At 63.2% G+C, this 19,041-nt stretch carries 17 protein-coding genes; 7 read left to right on the top strand and 10 right to left on the bottom strand.

Annotation, left to right across the window (positions count from 1 at the left end):
• Nucleotides 1-2 precede the first annotated feature (2 nt).
• Complete coding sequence (locus tag LCF59_RS13710) at nucleotides 3-1,190, top strand: MFS transporter (RefSeq protein ID WP_292288175.1); 1,188 nt, start codon at nucleotides 3-5, stop codon at nucleotides 1,188-1,190.
• On the opposite strand, the gene LCF59_RS13705 is transcribed toward LCF59_RS13710, so the two are convergent.
• The 3 genes from LCF59_RS13705 to LCF59_RS13695 all read right to left on the bottom strand — a co-directional run bounded on the left by LCF59_RS13705 (nucleotide 1,187) and on the right by LCF59_RS13695 (nucleotide 4,304).
• Nucleotides 1,187-2,158, bottom strand: a complete 972-nt coding sequence (locus LCF59_RS13705) for an MBL fold metallo-hydrolase (RefSeq protein WP_292288199.1) — start codon at nucleotides 2,156-2,158, stop codon at nucleotides 1,187-1,189. The genes LCF59_RS13710 and LCF59_RS13705 overlap by 4 nt on opposite strands.
• A gap of 365 nt (nucleotides 2,159-2,523) precedes the next feature.
• Entirely contained in the window at nucleotides 2,524-3,096 is a 573-nt protein-coding gene (gene rsmD / locus LCF59_RS13700; protein WP_292288174.1) for a 16S rRNA (guanine(966)-N(2))-methyltransferase RsmD, read from the bottom strand.
• Nucleotides 3,093-4,304, bottom strand: coding sequence for an FAD-dependent oxidoreductase (locus LCF59_RS13695; protein WP_292288173.1), 1,212 nt, complete (start codon nucleotides 4,302-4,304; stop codon nucleotides 3,093-3,095). The genes rsmD and LCF59_RS13695 overlap by 4 nt, the downstream gene beginning before the upstream one ends.
• A gap of 95 nt (nucleotides 4,305-4,399) precedes the next feature.
• On the opposite strand from LCF59_RS13695, the gene LCF59_RS13690 reads away from it, so the two are divergent.
• Nucleotides 4,400-4,888 carry a peroxiredoxin gene (locus LCF59_RS13690; RefSeq protein ID WP_292288172.1) on the top strand — a complete coding sequence of 163 codons (489 nt, stop codon included), beginning with the start codon at nucleotides 4,400-4,402 and terminating at the stop codon, nucleotides 4,886-4,888.
• A gap of 63 nt (nucleotides 4,889-4,951) precedes the next feature.
• On the opposite strand, the gene LCF59_RS13685 is transcribed toward LCF59_RS13690, so the two are convergent.
• Both LCF59_RS13685 and mutY read right to left on the bottom strand, forming a co-directional pair.
• Entirely contained in the window at nucleotides 4,952-6,094 is a 1,143-nt protein-coding gene (locus tag LCF59_RS13685; RefSeq protein WP_292288171.1) for an alkane 1-monooxygenase, read from the bottom strand.
• Between the two features lie 76 nt (nucleotides 6,095-6,170).
• The gene (gene mutY, locus LCF59_RS13680; protein ID WP_292288170.1) at nucleotides 6,171-7,226 is read right to left on the bottom strand and encodes an A/G-specific adenine glycosylase; all 1,056 of its coding nucleotides are present in this window, start codon (nucleotides 7,224-7,226) and stop codon (nucleotides 6,171-6,173) included.
• An 82-nt stretch (nucleotides 7,227-7,308) separates the two neighbouring features.
• Between mutY and LCF59_RS13675 the strand changes: the two genes are divergently transcribed.
• Both LCF59_RS13675 and LCF59_RS13670 read left to right on the top strand, forming a co-directional pair.
• Entirely contained in the window at nucleotides 7,309-7,821 is a 513-nt protein-coding gene (locus tag LCF59_RS13675; RefSeq protein ID WP_292288169.1) for a DUF721 domain-containing protein, read from the top strand.
• A gap of 36 nt (nucleotides 7,822-7,857) precedes the next feature.
• Entirely contained in the window at nucleotides 7,858-8,547 is a 690-nt protein-coding gene (locus LCF59_RS13670) for a DsbA family protein (protein WP_292288168.1), read from the top strand.
• Between the two features lie 69 nt (nucleotides 8,548-8,616).
• On the opposite strand, the gene LCF59_RS13665 is transcribed toward LCF59_RS13670, so the two are convergent.
• The 4 genes from LCF59_RS13665 to LCF59_RS13650 are packed head-to-tail and all read right to left on the bottom strand — an operon-like array spanning nucleotide 8,617 to nucleotide 15,309.
• Nucleotides 8,617-10,659 (bottom strand): hypothetical protein, encoded by a 2,043-nt coding sequence (locus LCF59_RS13665; protein WP_292288167.1) that lies wholly within the window; start codon nucleotides 10,657-10,659, stop codon nucleotides 8,617-8,619.
• Nucleotides 10,659-13,430: a DUF4159 domain-containing protein gene (locus LCF59_RS13660; protein ID WP_292288166.1), complete on the bottom strand. Its 2,772-nt coding sequence runs from the start codon at nucleotides 13,428-13,430 to the stop codon at nucleotides 10,659-10,661. Before LCF59_RS13660 ends, LCF59_RS13665 begins: the two co-directional genes overlap by 1 nt.
• Nucleotides 13,427-14,305 carry a DUF58 domain-containing protein gene (locus LCF59_RS13655; RefSeq protein ID WP_292288165.1) on the bottom strand — a complete coding sequence of 293 codons (879 nt, stop codon included), beginning with the start codon at nucleotides 14,303-14,305 and terminating at the stop codon, nucleotides 13,427-13,429. The genes LCF59_RS13660 and LCF59_RS13655 overlap by 4 nt, the downstream gene beginning before the upstream one ends.
• Nucleotides 14,302-15,309, bottom strand: coding sequence for a MoxR family ATPase (locus tag LCF59_RS13650; RefSeq protein WP_292288164.1), 1,008 nt, complete (start codon nucleotides 15,307-15,309; stop codon nucleotides 14,302-14,304). The genes LCF59_RS13655 and LCF59_RS13650 overlap by 4 nt, the downstream gene beginning before the upstream one ends.
• 69 nt (nucleotides 15,310-15,378) lie before the next feature.
• Between LCF59_RS13650 and LCF59_RS13645 the strand changes: the two genes are divergently transcribed.
• A complete protein-coding gene (locus LCF59_RS13645) occupies nucleotides 15,379-15,969 on the top strand; it encodes a DUF1285 domain-containing protein (protein WP_292288163.1) in 591 nt (196 codons plus the stop codon).
• A gap of 119 nt (nucleotides 15,970-16,088) precedes the next feature.
• On the opposite strand, the gene LCF59_RS13640 is transcribed toward LCF59_RS13645, so the two are convergent.
• Nucleotides 16,089-16,907 carry a sulfotransferase family protein gene (locus tag LCF59_RS13640; protein ID WP_292288162.1) on the bottom strand — a complete coding sequence of 273 codons (819 nt, stop codon included), beginning with the start codon at nucleotides 16,905-16,907 and terminating at the stop codon, nucleotides 16,089-16,091.
• A gap of 139 nt (nucleotides 16,908-17,046) precedes the next feature.
• Here LCF59_RS13640 and LCF59_RS13635 point away from each other — a divergent pair, with 139 nt between their 5' ends.
• Both LCF59_RS13635 and LCF59_RS13630 read left to right on the top strand, forming a co-directional pair.
• A complete protein-coding gene (locus LCF59_RS13635; protein WP_292288161.1) occupies nucleotides 17,047-18,624 on the top strand; it encodes a DUF5928 domain-containing protein in 1,578 nt (525 codons plus the stop codon).
• An 11-nt stretch (nucleotides 18,625-18,635) separates the two neighbouring features.
• Nucleotides 18,636-19,007: a histidine triad nucleotide-binding protein gene (locus LCF59_RS13630; protein WP_292288160.1), complete on the top strand. Its 372-nt coding sequence runs from the start codon at nucleotides 18,636-18,638 to the stop codon at nucleotides 19,005-19,007.
• The last annotated feature ends 34 nt before the right edge of the window (nucleotides 19,008-19,041 follow it).

The raw sequence follows: 19,041 nt of genomic DNA, 5'->3' as shown, positions 1-19,041 counted from the left end.
GGGTGACCATCGAAACCGATCCGAGCCGGCCGCCGACAGGCCTGATCGCCCTGCTTTCCGGGTGCAACTTCGTCATCGGCATGGGCGCCTTCGTGGTTATCGGCATGGTGCCGCTCCTGGCCTCCGACCTCGGAATCAGCACCGCCGCCGCCGGGGGCGCGTTGACGGTCTACGCGCTGGCTTACGCGGTCCTGTCGCCGCTGCTGGTGTCCATCACCGGGCGGATCGGGCGGCGCCGGGTGATCGCGGCCGGGATGGGTCTTTTTGCGCTGGGCACGCTGTTTTCGGCTTTGGCGCCGAACATGACCCTGCTTTACCTCTCCCGCGCGCTGGCGGCAGCGGGGGCCGGACTCGTGACCCCGGTGGGTGCCGCGGTCGTGGCGGCGTTGGCGCCGAAAACCGCTCAGGGCAAGGCGATTGCAACCTTCTATTTCGGTCTGACGCTGTCGCAGGTGTTGGGCGTGCCCGCAGGCGGCTGGATCGCCTTCACCTTCGGCTGGCGCGCGGCGTTCTGGATCGTGCTGGCACTTGCGCTTGTGGGCGCCGGGCTGGTCTGGGTGCGGGTGCCGGCCGGCCTGCGCTTCACGCCAGTGTCGCTGCGCGATCTGGGACGCGCGCTCAGAGACGGGGTCGTGATGGGCGCGGTGCTTTTCACGGCGAGCTTTCTGGGCGCGATCTATGTGCTTTTTACCTATCTTGCGCCGCTGCTGGAGCAGACGATGGGCTATGGCCGCGACGGGATCACCCTTGTCCTGCTGCTCTTTGGTGCGGGCGCCGTGGCGGGCAACCTGATCGGCGGCGTGCTGACGGACCGGCTGGGACCGGTCAAATCCCTTGTGCTGCTCTGCCTCGGGCAGATCGTGCTGATGCCGGCCTTTTCGGGTCTGCCCGTTTCGGGAGGGCTGTTGCTGGCCCTGGTCTTTGTCTGGTCCGCCTTCGGCTGGTCTTTCGTCGCGCCGCAGCAGGTGCGGTTGCTGCAATTGGCGCCCAGCCTCGCCGGAGTTGTCCTGGCGCTCAATGCGGCGGCGATCTATGTCGGGACGGCTGCGGGATCGGCGCTGGGCGGGGCGGTGCAAACCATGGGTGATTTGACATGGCTGGGCGCCGCCGGCGGGGTCGTGGCGCTGGGCGCGCTGGGCCATATCCTGTGGTCCCACCGCGCCGCCAACCTGCGGTCTGCAGGGCTCTAGTCGAACTTCCAGAGCGCCGGCACAAAGCTGTAGGTCTCGCCCTCGCGCATCACGTGGCCGACACCCGGAAAGGGGAAGTGATAGCCCAGCACCGCCATTCGGTCGGTGGCCGCCATGTCCAGAAGCCGCTTGCGCGTGGCAACGGTCTGATCCCCGTCCGAGTCGAAATCATTGTACCACTCGGGATGGGCAAAGTTGGTGTAGGCGTGGCTCATGGAATCGCCCAGCGCGATCAACTGCTGTCCTCCGCTTTCGACCACCACGGCCATATGTCCGGGGGTATGGCCGGGCGTGTCGATCACCCGCACGCCGGGCACCACCTCGAATCCGTCCGACATCAGCTCCCACTCCGCGCCGTCCACGGAGATCGAGTTTTGCGCGCCCACGACAAATTGCTGAAGCTCTTGCGGCACCTGCGTGGCAAGCCCGTCCTGCATCCAGTAATCATGCTCTGTCTCGCCGAGGTAATAGGCGGCATCCGGGAAGATCGCCTCGTCGAAATCGTCACGAATGCCCCAGATGTGATCGGGGTGCGCGTGTGTGATGACCACATCGGTGATCGATGAGGGGGCGATCCCGGCAGCCTCCATATTCACCAGAAGCCGCCCGGCCGTCGCCATGAAACGGTTGCCCGACCCGACATCCACCAGAACCGTGCGGTCGCCGATCTCGATCAGGATGTGATTGGTGTGCGAGATATTGGTCTCGGTCGACAGGTAATGCGCTGCCAGAAACGCCTGCACCCTGTCAGGATCGGCATTCACCCCCAACCCTTCTGTTGGCAGGGCAAGATAACCATCCGACAGGATAGTGATCTTTGCCTCGCCAAGCGTGAAGCGGAAATGCCCCGGATTGCCGCCCTCCGGTCCACCAAGATTGGCAAGGGCCTGTGCGCCCGGCAGGGCAAAGGCAGGCATGGCAGCGGCGGTTTTCAGAAACGCGCGGCGGGTTGGGCGCAATGGCATGATGTCTCCTCCGGGAAATAAATTCAGATTTGTGAATAACATGGGGACCCACGGTGCGGCAATTGGCTTTTGCCAGGCAGCGCCAAAGGCCGCGACAGGGCGCAACTTGTCGAAGATGGGCACACTTTGGTGAGGATGGATGACGGCCGGCAGGATCCGGGACCCCGGCAAAGCTATTCCTGCAGCCTGTCCAAATCCCAGCGGCGCCAGAGGCAGGACAAAAGCGTTTCACCGGCGACCGCTGTGGCGCAATCTGCAATCAGGACCGGCCCATTCCCGGACGGTGGGCGCGTTTCCAACGGCTTTGCGTGTTCTGACAGGGCTGTGTCCTGCGCGGTCGGGACGTAAATCGTCATGCCCCAAGGTTATCACGCGCCGCCGGATTTCCCAAATCGCAACACCGTCACATGCGTTTCGCCGTAGCGCCGCGTGTCGAGACAGGTAAAGCCTTCGGGGGCGGCTTGCGGCGCGTTTTCTTCCCAAACGACCAACGCGTCCGCGGCCAGCCAGCCCGCTGCAACCGCAGCGTCTATGGCCTTTTGCCCAAGCGATTTTCCATATGGCGGATCAAGAAACACAAGCGTTGCCGGCGCCCCGTCGCAGGGCGGCAGTCGGGTCGCGTCGCGGCCGAGGACGCGGGTTTCTTGGCAGCCCAGCGTCTTGATGTTTGCCTTGATCAGCGACAGTGCCTTGCGGCCGTCATCGACGAACACCGCGCTGGATGCGCCGCGCGACAGCGCCTCGAGCCCCAGCGCGCCTGTCCCTGCGAAGAGATCGAGCACATGCGCCCCGTCGAACGGATCGCCAAAGCGGCCCCCGCACAGCATGTTGAACAGGCTTTCACGCACCCGGTCAGTGGTGGGCCGCAAATGGGCCCCGGCATCCCCCTTGCCAACAGTCGCGAGCGGTCGGCCGCGATAGGTGCCGGCGATGATCCTCACGGCTTGAGCAGTGCCTTGAGATCGGTGTCGGGGTCGCGGACCAGGTCGGCATCGGGGGATTTGCCCGCCTCGATCAGGCGCTTGCCGACCATGTAGGCGCGTGGATCGTTCATCGCGTCAATCGCCAAGAGCCGGTCATTGGCATAATACCAGTGCGACAGGCCGGACCCATCGCCTTTGCGCACCACGACGCGGTCATAGCCGGTGTTCAGCCCGGCGATTTGCAGCTTCACATTGTATTGGTCGGACCAGAACCAGGGCTTTGCATCATAGCCGCGATCCAGCCCAAGGATATTGTCGGCGACGCATTCGGCCTGATCGATCGCGTTGCCGACGCTTTCGAGCCGCAGCTGCTGGCCGCGCCACGGGAAGGACGTGCAATCCCCCGCCGCCCAGATGTGCGGGTCCGACGTGCGGCCATGCGTATCGGTGGCGATGCCATTGTCGAGCCGCAGGCCCGCTGTCTCGGCCAGGGCCGTGTCGGGGGCGATGCCAACGCCGACCAGAACGAAGTCCACGTCGATGCTGTCGCCATTGCCCAGGACGGCACCGGTCACATGGCCGTTCTCGCCTGTCAGATAGTCGAGGGCGACGCCTTCGCGCAGGTCGACACCGTGTCGCGCATGCAGGTCGCGAAAGAACGCCGAGGTTTCGGGCGCCGCGACGCGCTGCAGGATGCGGTCGGCCATTTCCACGAGGGTCACACGCATGCCCCTCTTGGCCGCGACCGCCGCCGCCTCGAGTCCGATATAGCCACCGCCGACGATCAGCACACGCGCATCGGCGGCAAAGCGGGGGGCCATCGTGTCAACATCGTGCAGGCCGCGCACCACCATCACGCCGTCCAGATCGCCGCCGATCGCAGCCGGCAGGCGGCGCGGCCTCGATCCGGTCGTCAGGACCAGTTCATCATAGTGCAGCGTTTCACCGCCGACTCGCACCGTCTGCGCGGCGGGGTCGATATCGCGAACCGGCGCGCCCAGCTTCAGGGTGATACCCTGCTCGACATAAAAGCTCTCGGGACGCAGGTAGAGACGTTCGCGCTGCATGTCGCCAAGAAGATAGGCCTTTGACAGGGGCGGGCGTTGATAGGGCGGGACCGGCTCTTCTCCGATCAGGGTGATCCGGCCCTCGAACCCTTTGGACCGCAGCCGTGCCGCGCAAGAGGCGCCGGCTTGACCTGCGCCCACAATGATTACATGAGCCATCGCCTCCACCTTTTTTGAAACTTCCGTTGGTGTCGTTCCGCGAGACCCTATATGGCAGATCACGAGAATTGCAATTCAACAGCGAGGGACGATCCATGACAATCGCACAAGGTGACACGTTGCCAGACGCCACATTGGTCAAGATGGGGGCCGATGGCCCCGAATCCGTGGATTTGGCGGCGCATGCCAAAGGCAAGAAACTTGTGGTCTTTGCCGTTCCGGGCGCGTTCACGCCGACCTGCCATGCCGCGCATGTGCCCAGTTTCGTGCGGACCAAGGATCAGTTCACCGAAAAGGGTGTGGACGAGATCATCTGCGTGTCCGTGAACGACCCGTTCGTCATGCAGGCCTGGGGCGAGGCGACGGGGGCTACCGAGGCCGGGATCACCATGCTCGGGGATGCACAAAGCGCGTTTACAAAGGCGCTTGGCCTGGATTTCGACGCACCGCCTGCCGGCTTGATCTCGCGGTCCAAGCGCTATGCGATGCTGGTCGAGGATGGCAAGGTCACCAAGCTGCATGTCGAGGAAAGCCCCGGCGTTTGCGAGGTTTCGAGCGGTGAGGCGCTGCTCGCCGAGATGTAGGCGATCCGCGCTTTTTTGACAGGAGCGCGCTGACCTTTGGAAAAACCCTGGCCCGGCCGCGGATCACATCCCGTGCCGGGCCTTGTCATACGCAGACCAATCCGCGATCTCGGGGTAATACCGCGCCCGCCACGCCTTGACGCGCGGGTTCATCATCGCCCGCCATTTGCGCGGGAATAGCGCGAAAAAGGTCATCACCGGGTAGCCATATGGCAGTTGCGGGGCCGCGTCCTCGGCATAGGTCTGCAACAGCGGAAAGCGGCGGTCTGGCTTGTAATGGTGATCGGAATGCCGTTGCAGGTTGATTAGAAACCAGTTTGACGCGGTGTGTGACGCGTTCCAGCTGTGACGCGGTTTGACGTGTTCGTACTTGCCATTGCCCAGGTGTTTCCGTGTCAGCCCGTAATGTTCGACGTAATTCACCAGCTCAAGCTGGAAGATCGCCGACGCTGCCTGCAACACGAAAATGAGCACCCCCATCCATCCGCTTATCGCAAAGGCCAGTGCCAGGAATCCCAGTTGCAGCGCGCCGTAGCGCCAGAACGGGTTGCTGCGGTGCCACCATTCCAGCCCCTTGCGGGCCAGCTTGTCGCGTTCGGCGCGAAAGGCAGAGCGCAGGCAACTGCGCAGCACGCGCGGGTAGAAACGCCAAAAACTTTCGTTGTAGCGCGCCGTGACCGGATCGCGCGGCGTGCCGACATACCGGTGATGCACCAGCAGATGTTCCGACCGGAAATGCCCGTAAAGCGCCATCGTCATCAACAGATCCCCGAGCCAGCGTTCCAGGCGATTGCGTTGGTGCATCAGTTCGTGCGCGTAGACGATGCCGACGCTGCCGGACAGGATTCCCATGCCGACGGTGATCAAATAGATCTCCAGGGCGCCCAGATGCCCCGCACGCGGGATGTACCAGATCAGGCCGAAGATCATCAGGAATTGCAGCGGTGGCCAGACCAGCGTTATGGCCCGGTGCCAGACCAGGGCACTGTCTTTCGTCTGCGCGTCCATGTTGTCGGTGTTCAGCCCCAGCGCTGCATCGAGCGTCGCGAAGACACCCCATGTGGCGAGGATCGGTACGAGCACCCAAGGCCCCCCAATGATGGCGCCAGACAGGACAAGGGGGATCATGAGAAGCGAGAGCCAGAACGGCAGAGCCGCCCGCAAAGGCAGGCGCGCGGTTTGGCTGTGCAAGCTGCTTTCGGTCATGGGGTTCCCGGCTCCTGGTCGTGGTGTCAAACTAGCAGGGCAGGTCAGGGTTATCCAAGCCTGACGTTGCGCGGCGTCAGGATCCGGTGGTCAGCGCGTGGGCCTTGCGCATCACTGTCGGAAGATCCGAGGGGTCGAACGCATCCGCCTCGACGAAATGGCCTCGCGCGGGCTTGCGGTCCATCGGCACCAGCGCGGTCTTGACGGTCAGGCGCAGGTGAAAATGCGTGAAGGTGTGGCGCGCCTCGGTGGGCAGGGTGCGCCATTCCGCGTGGATTGGCGGGTCCTCGGCCGGCGCATCGCCCCAGTCGCTGCCCGGCCAGCCCAGCATGCCGCCCAGCAGCCCGCTGTCGGGGCGTTGTTCCAGCAGCCACGCACCATCCACCCGGCGGGCAAGATAGGCGATACCGCATCGTATCGGTTTGCGCTTCTTGGGGGCTTTCCTGGGCAGGTCCTGCGCCGTTCCCGCATCCCAGGCCGCACAGGCCCGCCGCCAAGGGCACAGCCCGCAGGCGGGATTGCGCGGGGTGCAGAGCGTGGCGCCCAGGTCCATCACGGCCTGTGCATAGCATCCGGGCCGGTCGCTCGGAGTCAGGGCGGAGGCATGGTCCATCAGGATGGGCTTTGCCGCGGGCAGCGGTGTGTGTTCGTCATGGAGCCGTGCCATGACGCGCTCCACGTTGCCATCCAGCACCGTCGCAGGCTGGTCGAACGCAATGGCGGCAATCGCGGCGGCGGTGTAGGGTCCGATGCCCGGCAGCGCGATCAGCCCGTCATAGGTTTCGGGAAACTTGCCGTCATGCTCGGAATGCACCACGCGGGCGCATTTGAGAAGGTTGCGGGCACGGGCATAATATCCGAGCCCCGCCCAGGCGGCCATGACGTCTTGATCCTCGGCCTGTGCCAGATCGCTCACCGTAGGCCAACGCATCGTGAAGGACTCGAAATAGCTTTTGACAGCGGCCACGGTTGTCTGTTGCAGCATGATCTCGGACATCCAGACACGGTAGGGGTCGGGGCGCACGCCTTGCGCGCGCGCTGCCGGGCCAACACGCCACGGCATCGCGCGGGCGTGCCGGTCATACCACTCCAACAAGAGGGACGGGTCGGGCGCATCACGCAAGTTTGACATACCTTTGATTTCGGGTCTCATTTACGGGCTGGTTGCTGTGGCATCGGACCACTAGAATAGCGTTCGGACAAGGGAGTCAAACATGCCGCCGCGCGCCGGGTATACCAAGGGCTTCAAACGCACATCGAGCCTTTTGCAGACGCAGATCCGCAAGACGTCCGAGACGCGTGGCTTTGCGCAATCGCGGCTTTTGACGCATTGGACCGAAATCGTGGGCGAGGATATCGCAGCGATCAGCCGTCCTGTCGAGGTCAAGTACGGCCGCAGCGGCTTTGGCGCCACGTTGACTCTTCTGACCACGGGGGCGCATGCGCCGATGCTGGAAATGCAGAAGGAAAAACTGCGCGACAAGGTGAACGCTGTCTATGGCTATAACGCGATTTCGCGTGTCCGCGTCACACAGACCGCGTCGACGGGCTTTTCCGAAGGTCAGGTGAGCTTTGATCACCGCCCCGATCAAGCCCGGACAAAAACACCGCCGCAGATCCTGCCAGAGGCGCAGGACATGGCGGATGGCGTTCGCGATGACGGTTTGCGCGCAGCGCTGGAGCGTCTGGCCACGAACGTCTATTCCAAAACGCAAAACAGGACCTAGGTCAGGTCCAGGACCAAAAAAGCAAAGGGTTTCGCAATGAAGCAACGGTTTACGACGATTGCACTGGCAACCGCCCTCGTGGCGGGGGCTGGCTGGTGGGTGGCCGGAACGGGCACAGCGCCGACCGAGACCGGACAGGCCATGACCCTGCCCGGTGCCGCGAACGCGCAGGAGGCCGCGAGCGGCGAGGCCGCCGATGCGACGATCCAGGAAATGGTGCTCGGAGCCGAGGATGCGCCGGTCGAGATGATCGAATACGCGTCCTACACCTGCCCGCATTGCGCGACCTTTCACGACGGCGTGTTCGAGGACATCAAGCGGGATTACATCGACACCGGGAAGGTCAAGTTCACCTACCGCGAGGTGTATTTCGACAAGTACGGTCTCTGGGGATCGCTTGTGGCCCGCTGTGGCGGTGAGGACCGGTTCTTCGGCATCACGGACATGATCTATGACACGCAGGACACCTGGTCCCGTGCCGGTTCCGAAGCCGCCATCGCCGAGGAGTTGCGCAAGATCGGCCGTATTGCCGGGCTCGAAGGTGACCAGCTCGAAGCATGCCTGAGCAACAACGAAAAGGCCCGTGGCCTGATCGAATGGTACCAGGTGAATGCCGAGGAACACGGGATCACCTCGACCCCGTCCTTCGTCATCGACGGAGAAACCTATTCGAACATGAGCTATGACGAGTTCCGGGACATCCTGGACGAAAAATTGGGCAGTTGATGCCCGGTCCGGCGCGGGCGTCGTGAACGGTCACGACTGCCCTGCGCCGGCCCATCGATCTCCCGACAGTCAGGTGCGCCGCCCTTCGCGCAGCCATGCACCCAGGATCAGGCCAGAGGCCAGAAGCAACACCAGCCATCCCGGCAGCATCGGTGTCTGCGTCACATCCAGCGTTTCATATGCCTCTCGAGGTGTGATGCCAAGCCAGCCGCGCCCCGCGGCGGGGCGGCCTTCGCCGACGGCGCGGATGCCGGGCAGGCCCTCTTCCAACCGGCGCACGCCGCCATTGGTGGCGTCGATTGCCGGTTCGAGCGCGTCGCCGCTGGCAATCGTCTGCTCGAATTCCCTTGGCGCGGCTGGCCCCAGGCCCACAACGGCGTCCTGATCGCCTTCCGACAGGCGATAGAGCCCGATCTCGGCCCCGGTATAGAGCGCTTCGAACTGGCCTGGTGACACTTCGTCCAGCGTGATCTCTTCTTCCGTGCCATCGGGGCGGATGATCGTGACCGCGCCGATGCTGTCCTCCAGAGTGCGTCGGATGATGCGCATTGTCTGTCCGGTGGGTTCGGCCCAAAGCGCCTCTTCCTCAAGCTCGGGTTCTTTCATCATCCAGTGTGCCAGCCGCCGCAGAAGATCGAGCTGCGGGCCGCCGTTCTCGAATCCGCGCGACCAAAGCCATGCATGATCCGACGCGATCAACGAGACGCGACCTTCCCCGACACGGTCCAGAACCAGAAGCGGCCTGTCGTCGATCCCGCTCATCAGGACATCGCCCGCAATCGGATCGACATCGATCTGGCGCATCCAGCGACCCCAGCTTTCGGTCCCGGACAGGCCGGCTGTGACGGGATGGCGGTCTCCCAGCTCGGTGATCTCGGGCTGGTAGCCGCGTTCGAACACCCTGGCCGTCGGCTCTGCCGGGATGATGTCGGCCAAGGGTGAACGGTAGATACTGTCGGCGCTTGCGAAATCCGGCCCTGCGGCCACGAGAACCGCACCACCGCCTTCGACATAGCTGCGCACGTTGTCCAGATAGATCGCCGGCAGAATGCCCCGCCGCTTGTAGCGGTCAAAGATGATGAGGTCGAAATCCTCGATCTTTTCGAGAAACAGCTCGCGGGTCGGGAAGGCGATCAGCGAAAGTTCGGAAACCGGCACGCCATCCTGCTTTTCAGGCGGGCGCAGGATGGTGAAATGCACGAGATCCACAGAGCTGTCGGATTTCAACAGGTTGCGCCAGGTGCGCCCCCCTGCATGCGGCTCGCCCGAGACCAGCAGCACGCGCAGCCGATCGCGCACGCCGTTGATTTGCACCAACGCCGTGTTGTTTCGGTCGGTCAGCTCTTCTTCGCCGGTGGGCACGCTGAACTGGATCACGTTCAGCCCCCCATGCGGCAAGGTGATCGGCAGGTCCACATCCTCCCCGATCGGCATGGCGAATTGCTGTGGCTCCTCGCCATCCACGGAAATGTCGATGGTGGTTTCCGTGGCGTCCGGGGCGGCGCCTTCATCCTCGACCCGCAGGGTCAGCGTGACAGGCTCGCCCAGAATGGCGAAGGCGGGTGCGTTCTTGACGATCAGCCGCCGGTCCCAATCGGTCTCTTTGCCGGTCAGCAGCAGATGCATGGGGGCGGGCAGGTCCGGGGTTCGCTCCAGGTCGTGCAAACGCCCATCGCTCAACAGGAACACCCCGGCGATCCGTCCGCGCGGTTCTTCGGCCAGCGCATCGGAGACGGCCGACATGAGCAGCGTTCCGGTGTCGCCCTCACCATCGCCGACGGTGATGCGGCGCACTTCGGTGTTCTGGCGTGTTCTCAGGTCGGTGATCAGCGATCCCGCCGCGTCCTCGGTCACTCCCAAACGCGCACCCAGCGATTGGCTGGCGCTTTTGTCCTCGACCACCAGGACGATGTCCGAGAGCGGCGCGCGGTCCTCGGCTTGATACGAGGGCTGTGCCAGGGCGGCCAGCACCACGAGAGCGGCAAGCCCGCGCAATCCCCAGCCCCGCAGGCCTCTTGAAAAGGCAATCGCGATCCCGATCAGGGCCAAAGCGCCCAGGATCGCAATCAATTGCCACGCCAGAAGCGGATCGAAGACGATACTGCCAGTCATCAATTGCCCAATCTGTCCAGAAGCGCAGGCACGTGCACCTGGTCGGATTTGTAGTTCCCGGTCAGCACGTGCATGACCAGATTGACGCCGAAGCGATACGCGATCTCGCGCTGGCGCTCCCCGGAATAGCCGCTGCCGATTGGGTAGATCGGGTTGCCCCGGTCATCCATCGCCCAGGCAGAGGCCCAGTCGTTGCCGCCGATGATCACCGGGGTCACGTTGTCATTGAGGTTGCGGAACGGCATGCCGTCCACCAGTTCCGCGTCGGGCGGCGCGGCTTCAACCCAGACATCATGACTGTTGTGGCGGCCGGGGAAATCCTGAAGCAGGTAAAAGGTGCGCGTCAGCACATGATCCTCGGGAATCGGCTCTAGCGGCGGAATGTCCAGGGGAGCGGCCAATTGTTGCAGCTTGCGGCCATTCGGGCTGCCGGTGCCAAAGCGCGCGATATCTGCGTCGCGGGTGTCGAACATGATCATCCCGCCGGACCGCAGATAGGTGTTCAGCTTGGCATAGGCTTCGTCGGAGGGCGTTGGCTGGTCCGGTGTGATCGGCCAGTAGAGAAACGGAAAGAACGCCAGCTCATCGGTTTCAAGATCGACCGCCATGGGATCGGCCGGTTCCACCGACGTGCGGAAGAACAGCGTTTCGGACAGGCCCCGCAACCCCGCCTGCGCCCTTTGGTCCAGATCCTCGTTGCCCGTGACCACATGGGCGAATGTCACTTCGGCCGTGGCCCCGAGCGCGAACTCGGTCTCGTCGGATTGCGCCTGTGCTGCGTGGCCCGGCATCAGGAGGGCCGCCAGCAGCAGCGCCGCGGCCTGCGTCGCGCGCGGTCCGGAAAGCCGGCCCGACAGGAACAACGAGGCCAGGATATCAGCCATCAACAAAAGCATCGCCGCGGCAAGCAGCCAGCCTCCCAAGGGCGTTTCCTCGGATTTCACCAAGCCTTCCACCGGGATGTCGGCGGGCCAGTTTGCCGGCGTCAAGGTGGCGTCGGCCTCAAGGACGTTGCGCGCCAGCGCACGGTCCTGACTTTGATACACACCGGGGCGCAAATCCGGCCCGAGCGGTGCGCTGACAAGGTCTTCGCCTGCCACACCGGGCAGGGTGCTGCCGTCGCTCGTGGCGCCAAACCCGTCCAGCACGATGCTGGGTTGCCAAACGGTGCCTTCCAGGTCCTCGGCATCGGGTTGCGCGCCGGATCCGGCGGCGATGGACAGCCGTTCCAGCATTTGCACGAACAGGCCGGACAGCGGCAGGGAGGACCATTCCGCGTTGGCGGTGACATGGAACAGGATGATTTGTCCCTGTCCCACTTTCTTTCGGGTGACCAGCGGCGTGCCATCGCTGAGCTGTGCGATCACGCGGTCGGCCAGTGCCGGGTCAGGTTGCGCCATCACCTGCGCCGACACGGTGACGTCAGGCGGGATCGCCAGGCCAAAGAAAGGGCTGTCCTCGGAAAATTCGGCCAGCGATTTCGGCTCACCCCAGCTCATTGCGCCACCGACGCTGCGGCCACCCGAACGCAGGCGCACGGGCATCAGCGGGTCCTCCGTGTCGCGGCTGATGTCGCTGGCGGCAAGGCGGGGTCCGGCAAAGCGCAGCAGGATACCGCCGCCGTCCAACCAGTCCAGAAGCGCGTCTTCCTCGGCGTCGCCCAGCGTCGCCACATCGGCCAGGGCAATCACATCGGGGTTGGCCGGGATCATGTCCATCAAGTTGCCGTCGAGCAGGTCCGCGCTCGGGTCCAGCGCCTTTTCGAGGTAATGCAGCGGGGCCAGCAATTGGAGCCCTTCGCGGTCTTCGCGGCCGGCGACAAGCGCCACTTCGCGGCGGCGCAGGCTGTCATCGGGGAGGGTGGTTGCCCCGGCGCTGCGGTTGCCCTCGATCTCGAAACCCAGGATGCGGGCGCGCAGCTCGGACGGGAGGGACAGCGCGGTTTCCGCCATCGCCGCATCCGGGTCAAAACGCGCGGTGGCGCGGGCCAGAACGGCGGGGTTGCCGGACGGATCGCGCCCTTGCGCCAGGATCGTCACGTCGCGCTCCGACCCGGTTTGCGCCCGGACCGCCGTGAGGATGATATTGCCATCCTCGAACCGCGCGGGCGCGAGGCCCAGAATGGTTTGCCCGGCCTGAAACACGGTCACGTCGCCACGATCCTCGAGCGCGCTCAGAAGCGGGGCGCGTGTCTCGCGCTCCAGACCGTCGGACATCCAGTAGGTGTCAAAGCCGCCCTCGGGCAGCAGGTCGAGCGCGCTGTCAACCGCGTCCGGGCGTGGCTCCCACGGGGCGGGGGACAGCCCGACAAGCCGCGCGCTCAGGTCATCGGCAGTCTGGAAATTGGCCTGTTCCGGCTTGGTCAACTGAAGCAGCGCCACGCGCCTGTCATCCCGCGCCGCCTGTGCCAGAAGCCCGTCCAGCGCAAGCATCCGCGCGCGCCAGGTCGCGGCACTGGCCCAGGAGCTGTCCATCACCACCAGGAGCGGCGCATCGCTTGCCGCGGTTTCGTCGCTCTCGGGGTTCAGGATCGGGCCGGCGAGGCCGACGATCAGCATCGCAACCGCCAGCATGCGCAGCAAAAGCAGCCACCATGGCGTGCGATCGCTGACTTGCTCGTCATCTTTCAGGCCCAAAAGCAGCACAACGCCGGGAAACATCCGCCGGATCGGTGCAGGCGGCACGGCGCGCAGGATCAGCCACAGGGCTGGCAGCGCCAGCAATGTCAGCAAAAGCCACGGTGTCACAAAGCCGATCCCGAAAAGCGTCATCCGTATGTCCCGTCCATAGCGCGATAAATCCAGAGCAGCGCCGATTGCGCGCTCTCGCTCGTGTGGTGGCAGGTGTACTGCCAGCCTGCCAGCCGCGACAGGTGCTCAAGCCGTTCCTTGCGCTCTGCCAGACGATCCAGGTAGCGGTTGCGCAGGTCCCCGGCCTTGAGCGTTTCATGCACCATCCCGCCGCCGACGCTTTGAAAGATCGTGCGCCCGTCAAAGGGGAATTCCTCTTCGCTCGGGTCAAGGATCTGCACAAGCGCTCCGCGCACGCCACGATCCGCCGCCTTGGTCAGCGCGGCCTCGACCGGGGCGGGATCGTTTAGAAAATCGGAAAAGAAGATCGCGCGCGATTGCGGAAGCATGCCGCGCGCCTCGGGCTCGGAATACTCGTCCGGCTGATCCATCGACAAAAGCTCTGCCAGCCGGGATATCTGTACCTGTCCGCGCCGCGGCGGCAGATCGAAACCGGTCAGGCCAACACGTTCACCTCCGCGAATCAAAAGGATCGATGCGGCCATCGCAAGGGTTCGGGCGCGGTCCGCCTTCGTCCCAAGACTCTTGTTCGATGCAAACCGCATCGAGGCCGCCTGATCGACCCAGAGGATCACGCTTTGGGCGATCTGCCATTCCCGCTCCCGCACAAATTGGGTGTCGCTTCGCGCGGATCGCCGCCAGTCGACATCCCGAAGCACATCACCTTGCTGCATCGGGCGGTATTGCCAGAAATCATCGCCCAGACCCGACCGCCGCCGCCCGTGTTCGCCCAGCAGCACGGTTCCCGCCAAATGCTCGGCGCGCGCCAGCAGGGCCGGAAGCCGCGCGGCCTCTTCCTCGGAGCGCTGGCGAAGAGCGGCGACAGGAGATGTCACGCGGCAGCCTCGATCCTGACCATGCTTTCAGCCACTTCGTCGATGAGACCGCCCAGGTCTTCTCCCCGCGCACGGGCAGAGAAACTCAGGGCCATGCGGTGCGACAGAACCGGGCGCGCCATGTCCAGAACATCCTCGGGGGCTGGCGCGAGCCGCTTTTGAAGAAGCGCGCGCGCCCGCACTGTGAGCATCAGCGCCTGCGCCGCGCGCGGGCCCGGACCCCAGGCGACGGTGTCCTTGACCCGGGCACCGGCCAATTCATCGTGCGGGCGAAACGCGCGGACCAGATCGAGTATCATTTCGACCACCGCGTCCCCCACCGGCATCCGCCGCAAGAGCCTTTGCGCCGCGATCAGCTCTGCAGAGGTGAAAACCGCATAGGCTTCGTCCTCTTCGGCGCCGGTCGTGGCCAGCAGGATGTCCTTTTCGGTCTGGCGATCAGGGTATTGCACGTCGATCTGGACCAGGAAACGGTCGAGCTGTGCCTCGGGCAGGGGATAGGTGCCCTCCTGCTCGATCGGGTTCTGCGTCGCGAGAACATGAAACGGAGCGTCCAGAGTGCGGGTCTCTCCCGCCACCGTGACCTCTTTTTCCTGCATTGCCTGCAACAGCGCCGATTGCGTGCGCGGCGACGCGCGGTTGATCTCGTCGGCCATCAGAAGTTGGCAAAAAATCGGCCCGGGAATGAACTTGAACGCCCGACCGCCATCGGCTCCGGTCTCCAAAACTTCGGAGCCGAGAATATCTGCCGGCATCAGGTCAGGCGTGAACTGCACGCGGTTGCCATTCAAGCCCATCACGGTGGAAACCGTCTCAACCAGGCGCGTCTTGCCCAACCCCGGCAGGCCGATCAAAAGCCCATGCCCGCCGCACAACAGCGACGCCAGGGTCAGCTCGACAACGCGGTCCTGGCCGATAAAGCGCCGGGTGATGGCTGTCCTTGCCTGCGCAAGCTTGTTTTCCAGCGCTTCGATATCTGCCACCAAATCTTCGGTTGGGGCCATGACGTGTCTCCCTTGCGCATTAAGTCATTTGTAGAAAGTGTAACGCGCATGAGAAAAATGGCAAAAGCAATGAGCGCACAAGATCGTGTTATTCCCTCCGCAGACGGCATCGCTGCCTCTGTTCGCGCCACCGGGACCAAGGGCTTGCCGCCGGTGCATCTGTGGGAACCGCCGTTTTGCGGCGACCTGGACATGCGGATCGCCCGGGATGGAACATGGTTCTATCTGGGCACCCCGATCGGACGGCCCGGACTGGTCAAGCTGTTCTCCTCCATCCTCCGCAAGGACGGCGACAAATATTATCTTGTCACGCCCGTGGAGAAGGTGGGCATCACCGTCGATGACGCGCCCTTTGTCGCCACCGATTTCGAGGTCTCCGGCGAAGGTGAAGACCAGGTGCTTACTTTCCACACCCATGTCGACGATACCGCCGTGGCGGGCCCCGATCACCCGATCCGGGTCGAACGGGATGCCGAAACCGGCGAGCCGTCTCCTTATGTTCTGATCCGTGCCAATCTCGAAGCGTTGATCGACCGCAAGAGTTTTTACCGGCTGGTCGATTGCGGTGCGCATCATGTCGTGGACGGCACGTCCTGGTTCGGCGTCTGGTCGGCGGGACAGTTTTTTCCGGTCATTCCGTCCCGGGACCTGCCGGACTAGAGCGCGCCGGGCAAAACAGACCCCGCTTCTGCGCCTGTCCGAGCGGCGGGATCGCACGGCCAGAGACCGGAACGCCGGTGTGATGGGGGGGGGCGACGCCCCGCCCGAGAGTGTTCGGCTCAATCGCCCAGCTTTGCATGTACCTCTTCGAGGTCGATCTCGCCAATCGGCATCTTGTTGCCCGGATTCTCGAAATCATAGCGGAACAGTTGGAAGTCCTTTTTGTAAATCTCGTAGACCAGATGCATCGACAGGTCATCGAAGTAATCCTCGACCGGATGCGCGCGCTTGGGGCCATGCCCCTCGCTTTCGTTGAAACGCGGGATTTTGGCCAGATCGACGGGGTTCTTGGTCTCGACCGATTGCAGTACTTCGGCCATTCCGTCGTTGAAGCTTTCGGTCCAGAAGATGTGATCGTAGCGCCCGCCGTTCACGATGAAGGTGCTGATATGTCCCGACATCGCCGACCAGTGAATGTCAGGGTCCATCGGCCGTCGCCAGCGGATCGTGTCGCGCGCGAACAGCAGGAACCGGCGAAAGCTCTTGATCTGGTCGAATTCCTGCTTGCCGTCGTCGCCCCCCACCTCGATCCCGTATTTCTGGATCAAGAGCGGCACAAGATTGCCGCGGTAGCGTTTTCCGTTGCGCTGGATGCCGCAGATCTTGTCGAAAAACGAACTCAGGATGCGGGTGTAGGGATTGCGCACGCAGGTGAAGGCATATGTGTCCTGCGACTGGATCCGCTTCTTGATCGGTTCGCGGCTCGGGTCGAGCGCCCATTTGTGCAGCCCGCTCTGGGCGTCATGAATATCGCCGTCAAAGAATGTACCGTGATCCGAAAAAAACATGATCTGACCAATGGTCGAGCATGCGCATTTTGGAACCACGCGGTAGACCATGCTCTCGCTCTCGGTCATCCACGTTCCGGGAAATCCCATAATCTGCCGCCTCCAGCCACGTCCCAGTTTGTTGTCTTCCGGAACGATTAACAAAAAAACAAAGAAATCCGGTTTATTCAATCGCTGAACGTGCTTATCAAGATGTAATGAGGTAAAGATAGGGCAGAAGAACCACTGAATGGCAAATATTGCCTTCATATTGCTGTGCCACAAGGATCCCGATGCAATCATCCGGCAGGCGCTCAGCCTGACGGCCGTTGGCGATTTCATCTCCATCCATTTCGACGCGCGCGCCGATGCGGCCGCGTTCAAGACCATCCAGACGGCCCTGTCGGACAATCCCAACGTCACCTTTTCCAAAAAACGCATCAAATGCGGATGGGGGGAATGGTCGCTGGTGCAGGCGACGCTCCACGCGGTCGAGGCCGCGGTCGAAGCCTTTCCGCGCGCGACGCATTTTTACATGCTCTCGGGCGACTGCCAGGCAATCAAGACCGCCGAATACGCGCATGAGTATCTTGACCGCCTTGACGCCGATTTCATCGAGAGTTTCGATTTCTTCAACTCCGACTGGATCAAGACGGGGATGAAGGAAGAGCGGTTGATCTACCGCCATTTCTTCAACGAACGCTCCCAGAAATGGATCTTCTACAAAAGCTACCGCCTGCAACAGCGCCTTGGGTTGACCCGCAAGATCCCGGAAGACCTGGAAATCCAGATCGGCAGCCAATGGTGGTGTTTGCGCCGCCGGACGGTCGAGGCGATCCTGGCGTTCTTGCGCCAACGCCCCGATGTCAAACGGTTTTTCAGCACCACCTGGATCCCGGACGAGACGTTTTTCCAGACCCTGGTCCGCCACCTGGTGCCCGAACAGGAAATCGAGTGCCGGACCCTCACCTTCCTGATGTTCTCGGATTACGGCATGCCGGTCACCTTCTATAATGACCATTATGATCTCCTGCTCAGCCAGGATTTCCTGTTCGCGCGCAAGATCAGCCCCGAGGCGCTCTATCTCAAGGAACGGCTGGGCACGCTCTACTCTGCCCGGGGTGTGAATTTCGAGATTTCCAACGAGGGCCGCTCGCTTTACAAATTCCTTACGGGCAAGGGCCGCATCGGCCGCCGGTTTGCGCCGCGGTTCTGGGAAACTGAAAGCACGCTGGGCCGCGAACGCGAATTGCTTATCGTAGTGTGCAAGAAATGGCATGTGGCGAAACGCCTTGTCTCGCGGATCAGCCAGCTGACAAACATCCCCTGCATCGAATATCTCTTCAACGAAGAGAACACCGAACTCCCGGATATGGGCGGCATCCAGACCACGCTGGGCAAACGCCACCGCCACCGCCGGTCGCTGATGCGGATGCTGTTCGATTATTACGATTCCGACCGCATGGTGGTGTGTATGGACCCCGGCAATCTCGACCTGCTCGAGGATTTCTGCCGCGACCGCGCCACCACGCGGCTGCTCGAAGTGGATTGCGCGTTTTCCGACGACTACCTGATCGGTCACGCCATGCGCGTTGGCCTCGCCGGAGACCGCACGCCACGTGAAACCCTTGAACGGCTCTTGCCGACCATCCGCAACGATATCCTGCATGAAAGCGACCGCATCCGCGACGCCGAGTTCGAGAACCACACCCGCATCCGCGAGGATGACAGCATCGACGTCAACGCCGCCGCGCTCGCCGGCTTCTTGTCCATCGCGCCCAACCAAGCGCTCCAAATCGCGCAGACAGATCACCTTTTTGCTGACTGAGGATACCAGACATGACCTATGTCTATGACGACCAGAACATTTTCGCCAAGATCCTGCGCGGAGAGATTCCGAACGACACCGTCCTGGAAACCGAACACACGCTGGCCTTCCGGGATATCCAGCCACAGGCGCCGGTGCATGTGTTGGTGATCCCGAAAGGGCCGTATGTCTGCTACGATCATTTCGCCCGCGACGCGAGCGATGCCGAGATTGTCGATTTCACCCGCTCCGGGGGCGAGGTGTGCAAGCGGGAAGGCGTGCAGGAAAACGGCTACCGCATCATCTCCAACGCGGGTGAGGCAGGGGTGCAGGAAGTGCCGCATCTGCACATCCATGTGCTCGGCGGTCGGGGTCTTGGCCGAATGTTGCAGCCCGCGCCGTAAAGGCCGCGCAGCCGGCCTTTACCGCAATTTCGAA

The sequence above is a fragment of the Marivita sp. genome (assembly GCF_020055675.1).
GTDB lineage: Bacteria > Pseudomonadota > Alphaproteobacteria > Rhodobacterales > Rhodobacteraceae > Marivita.
Note: the sequence above shows the minus strand (reverse complement) of the source record. Positions and strands in the feature narration are given on the sequence as shown.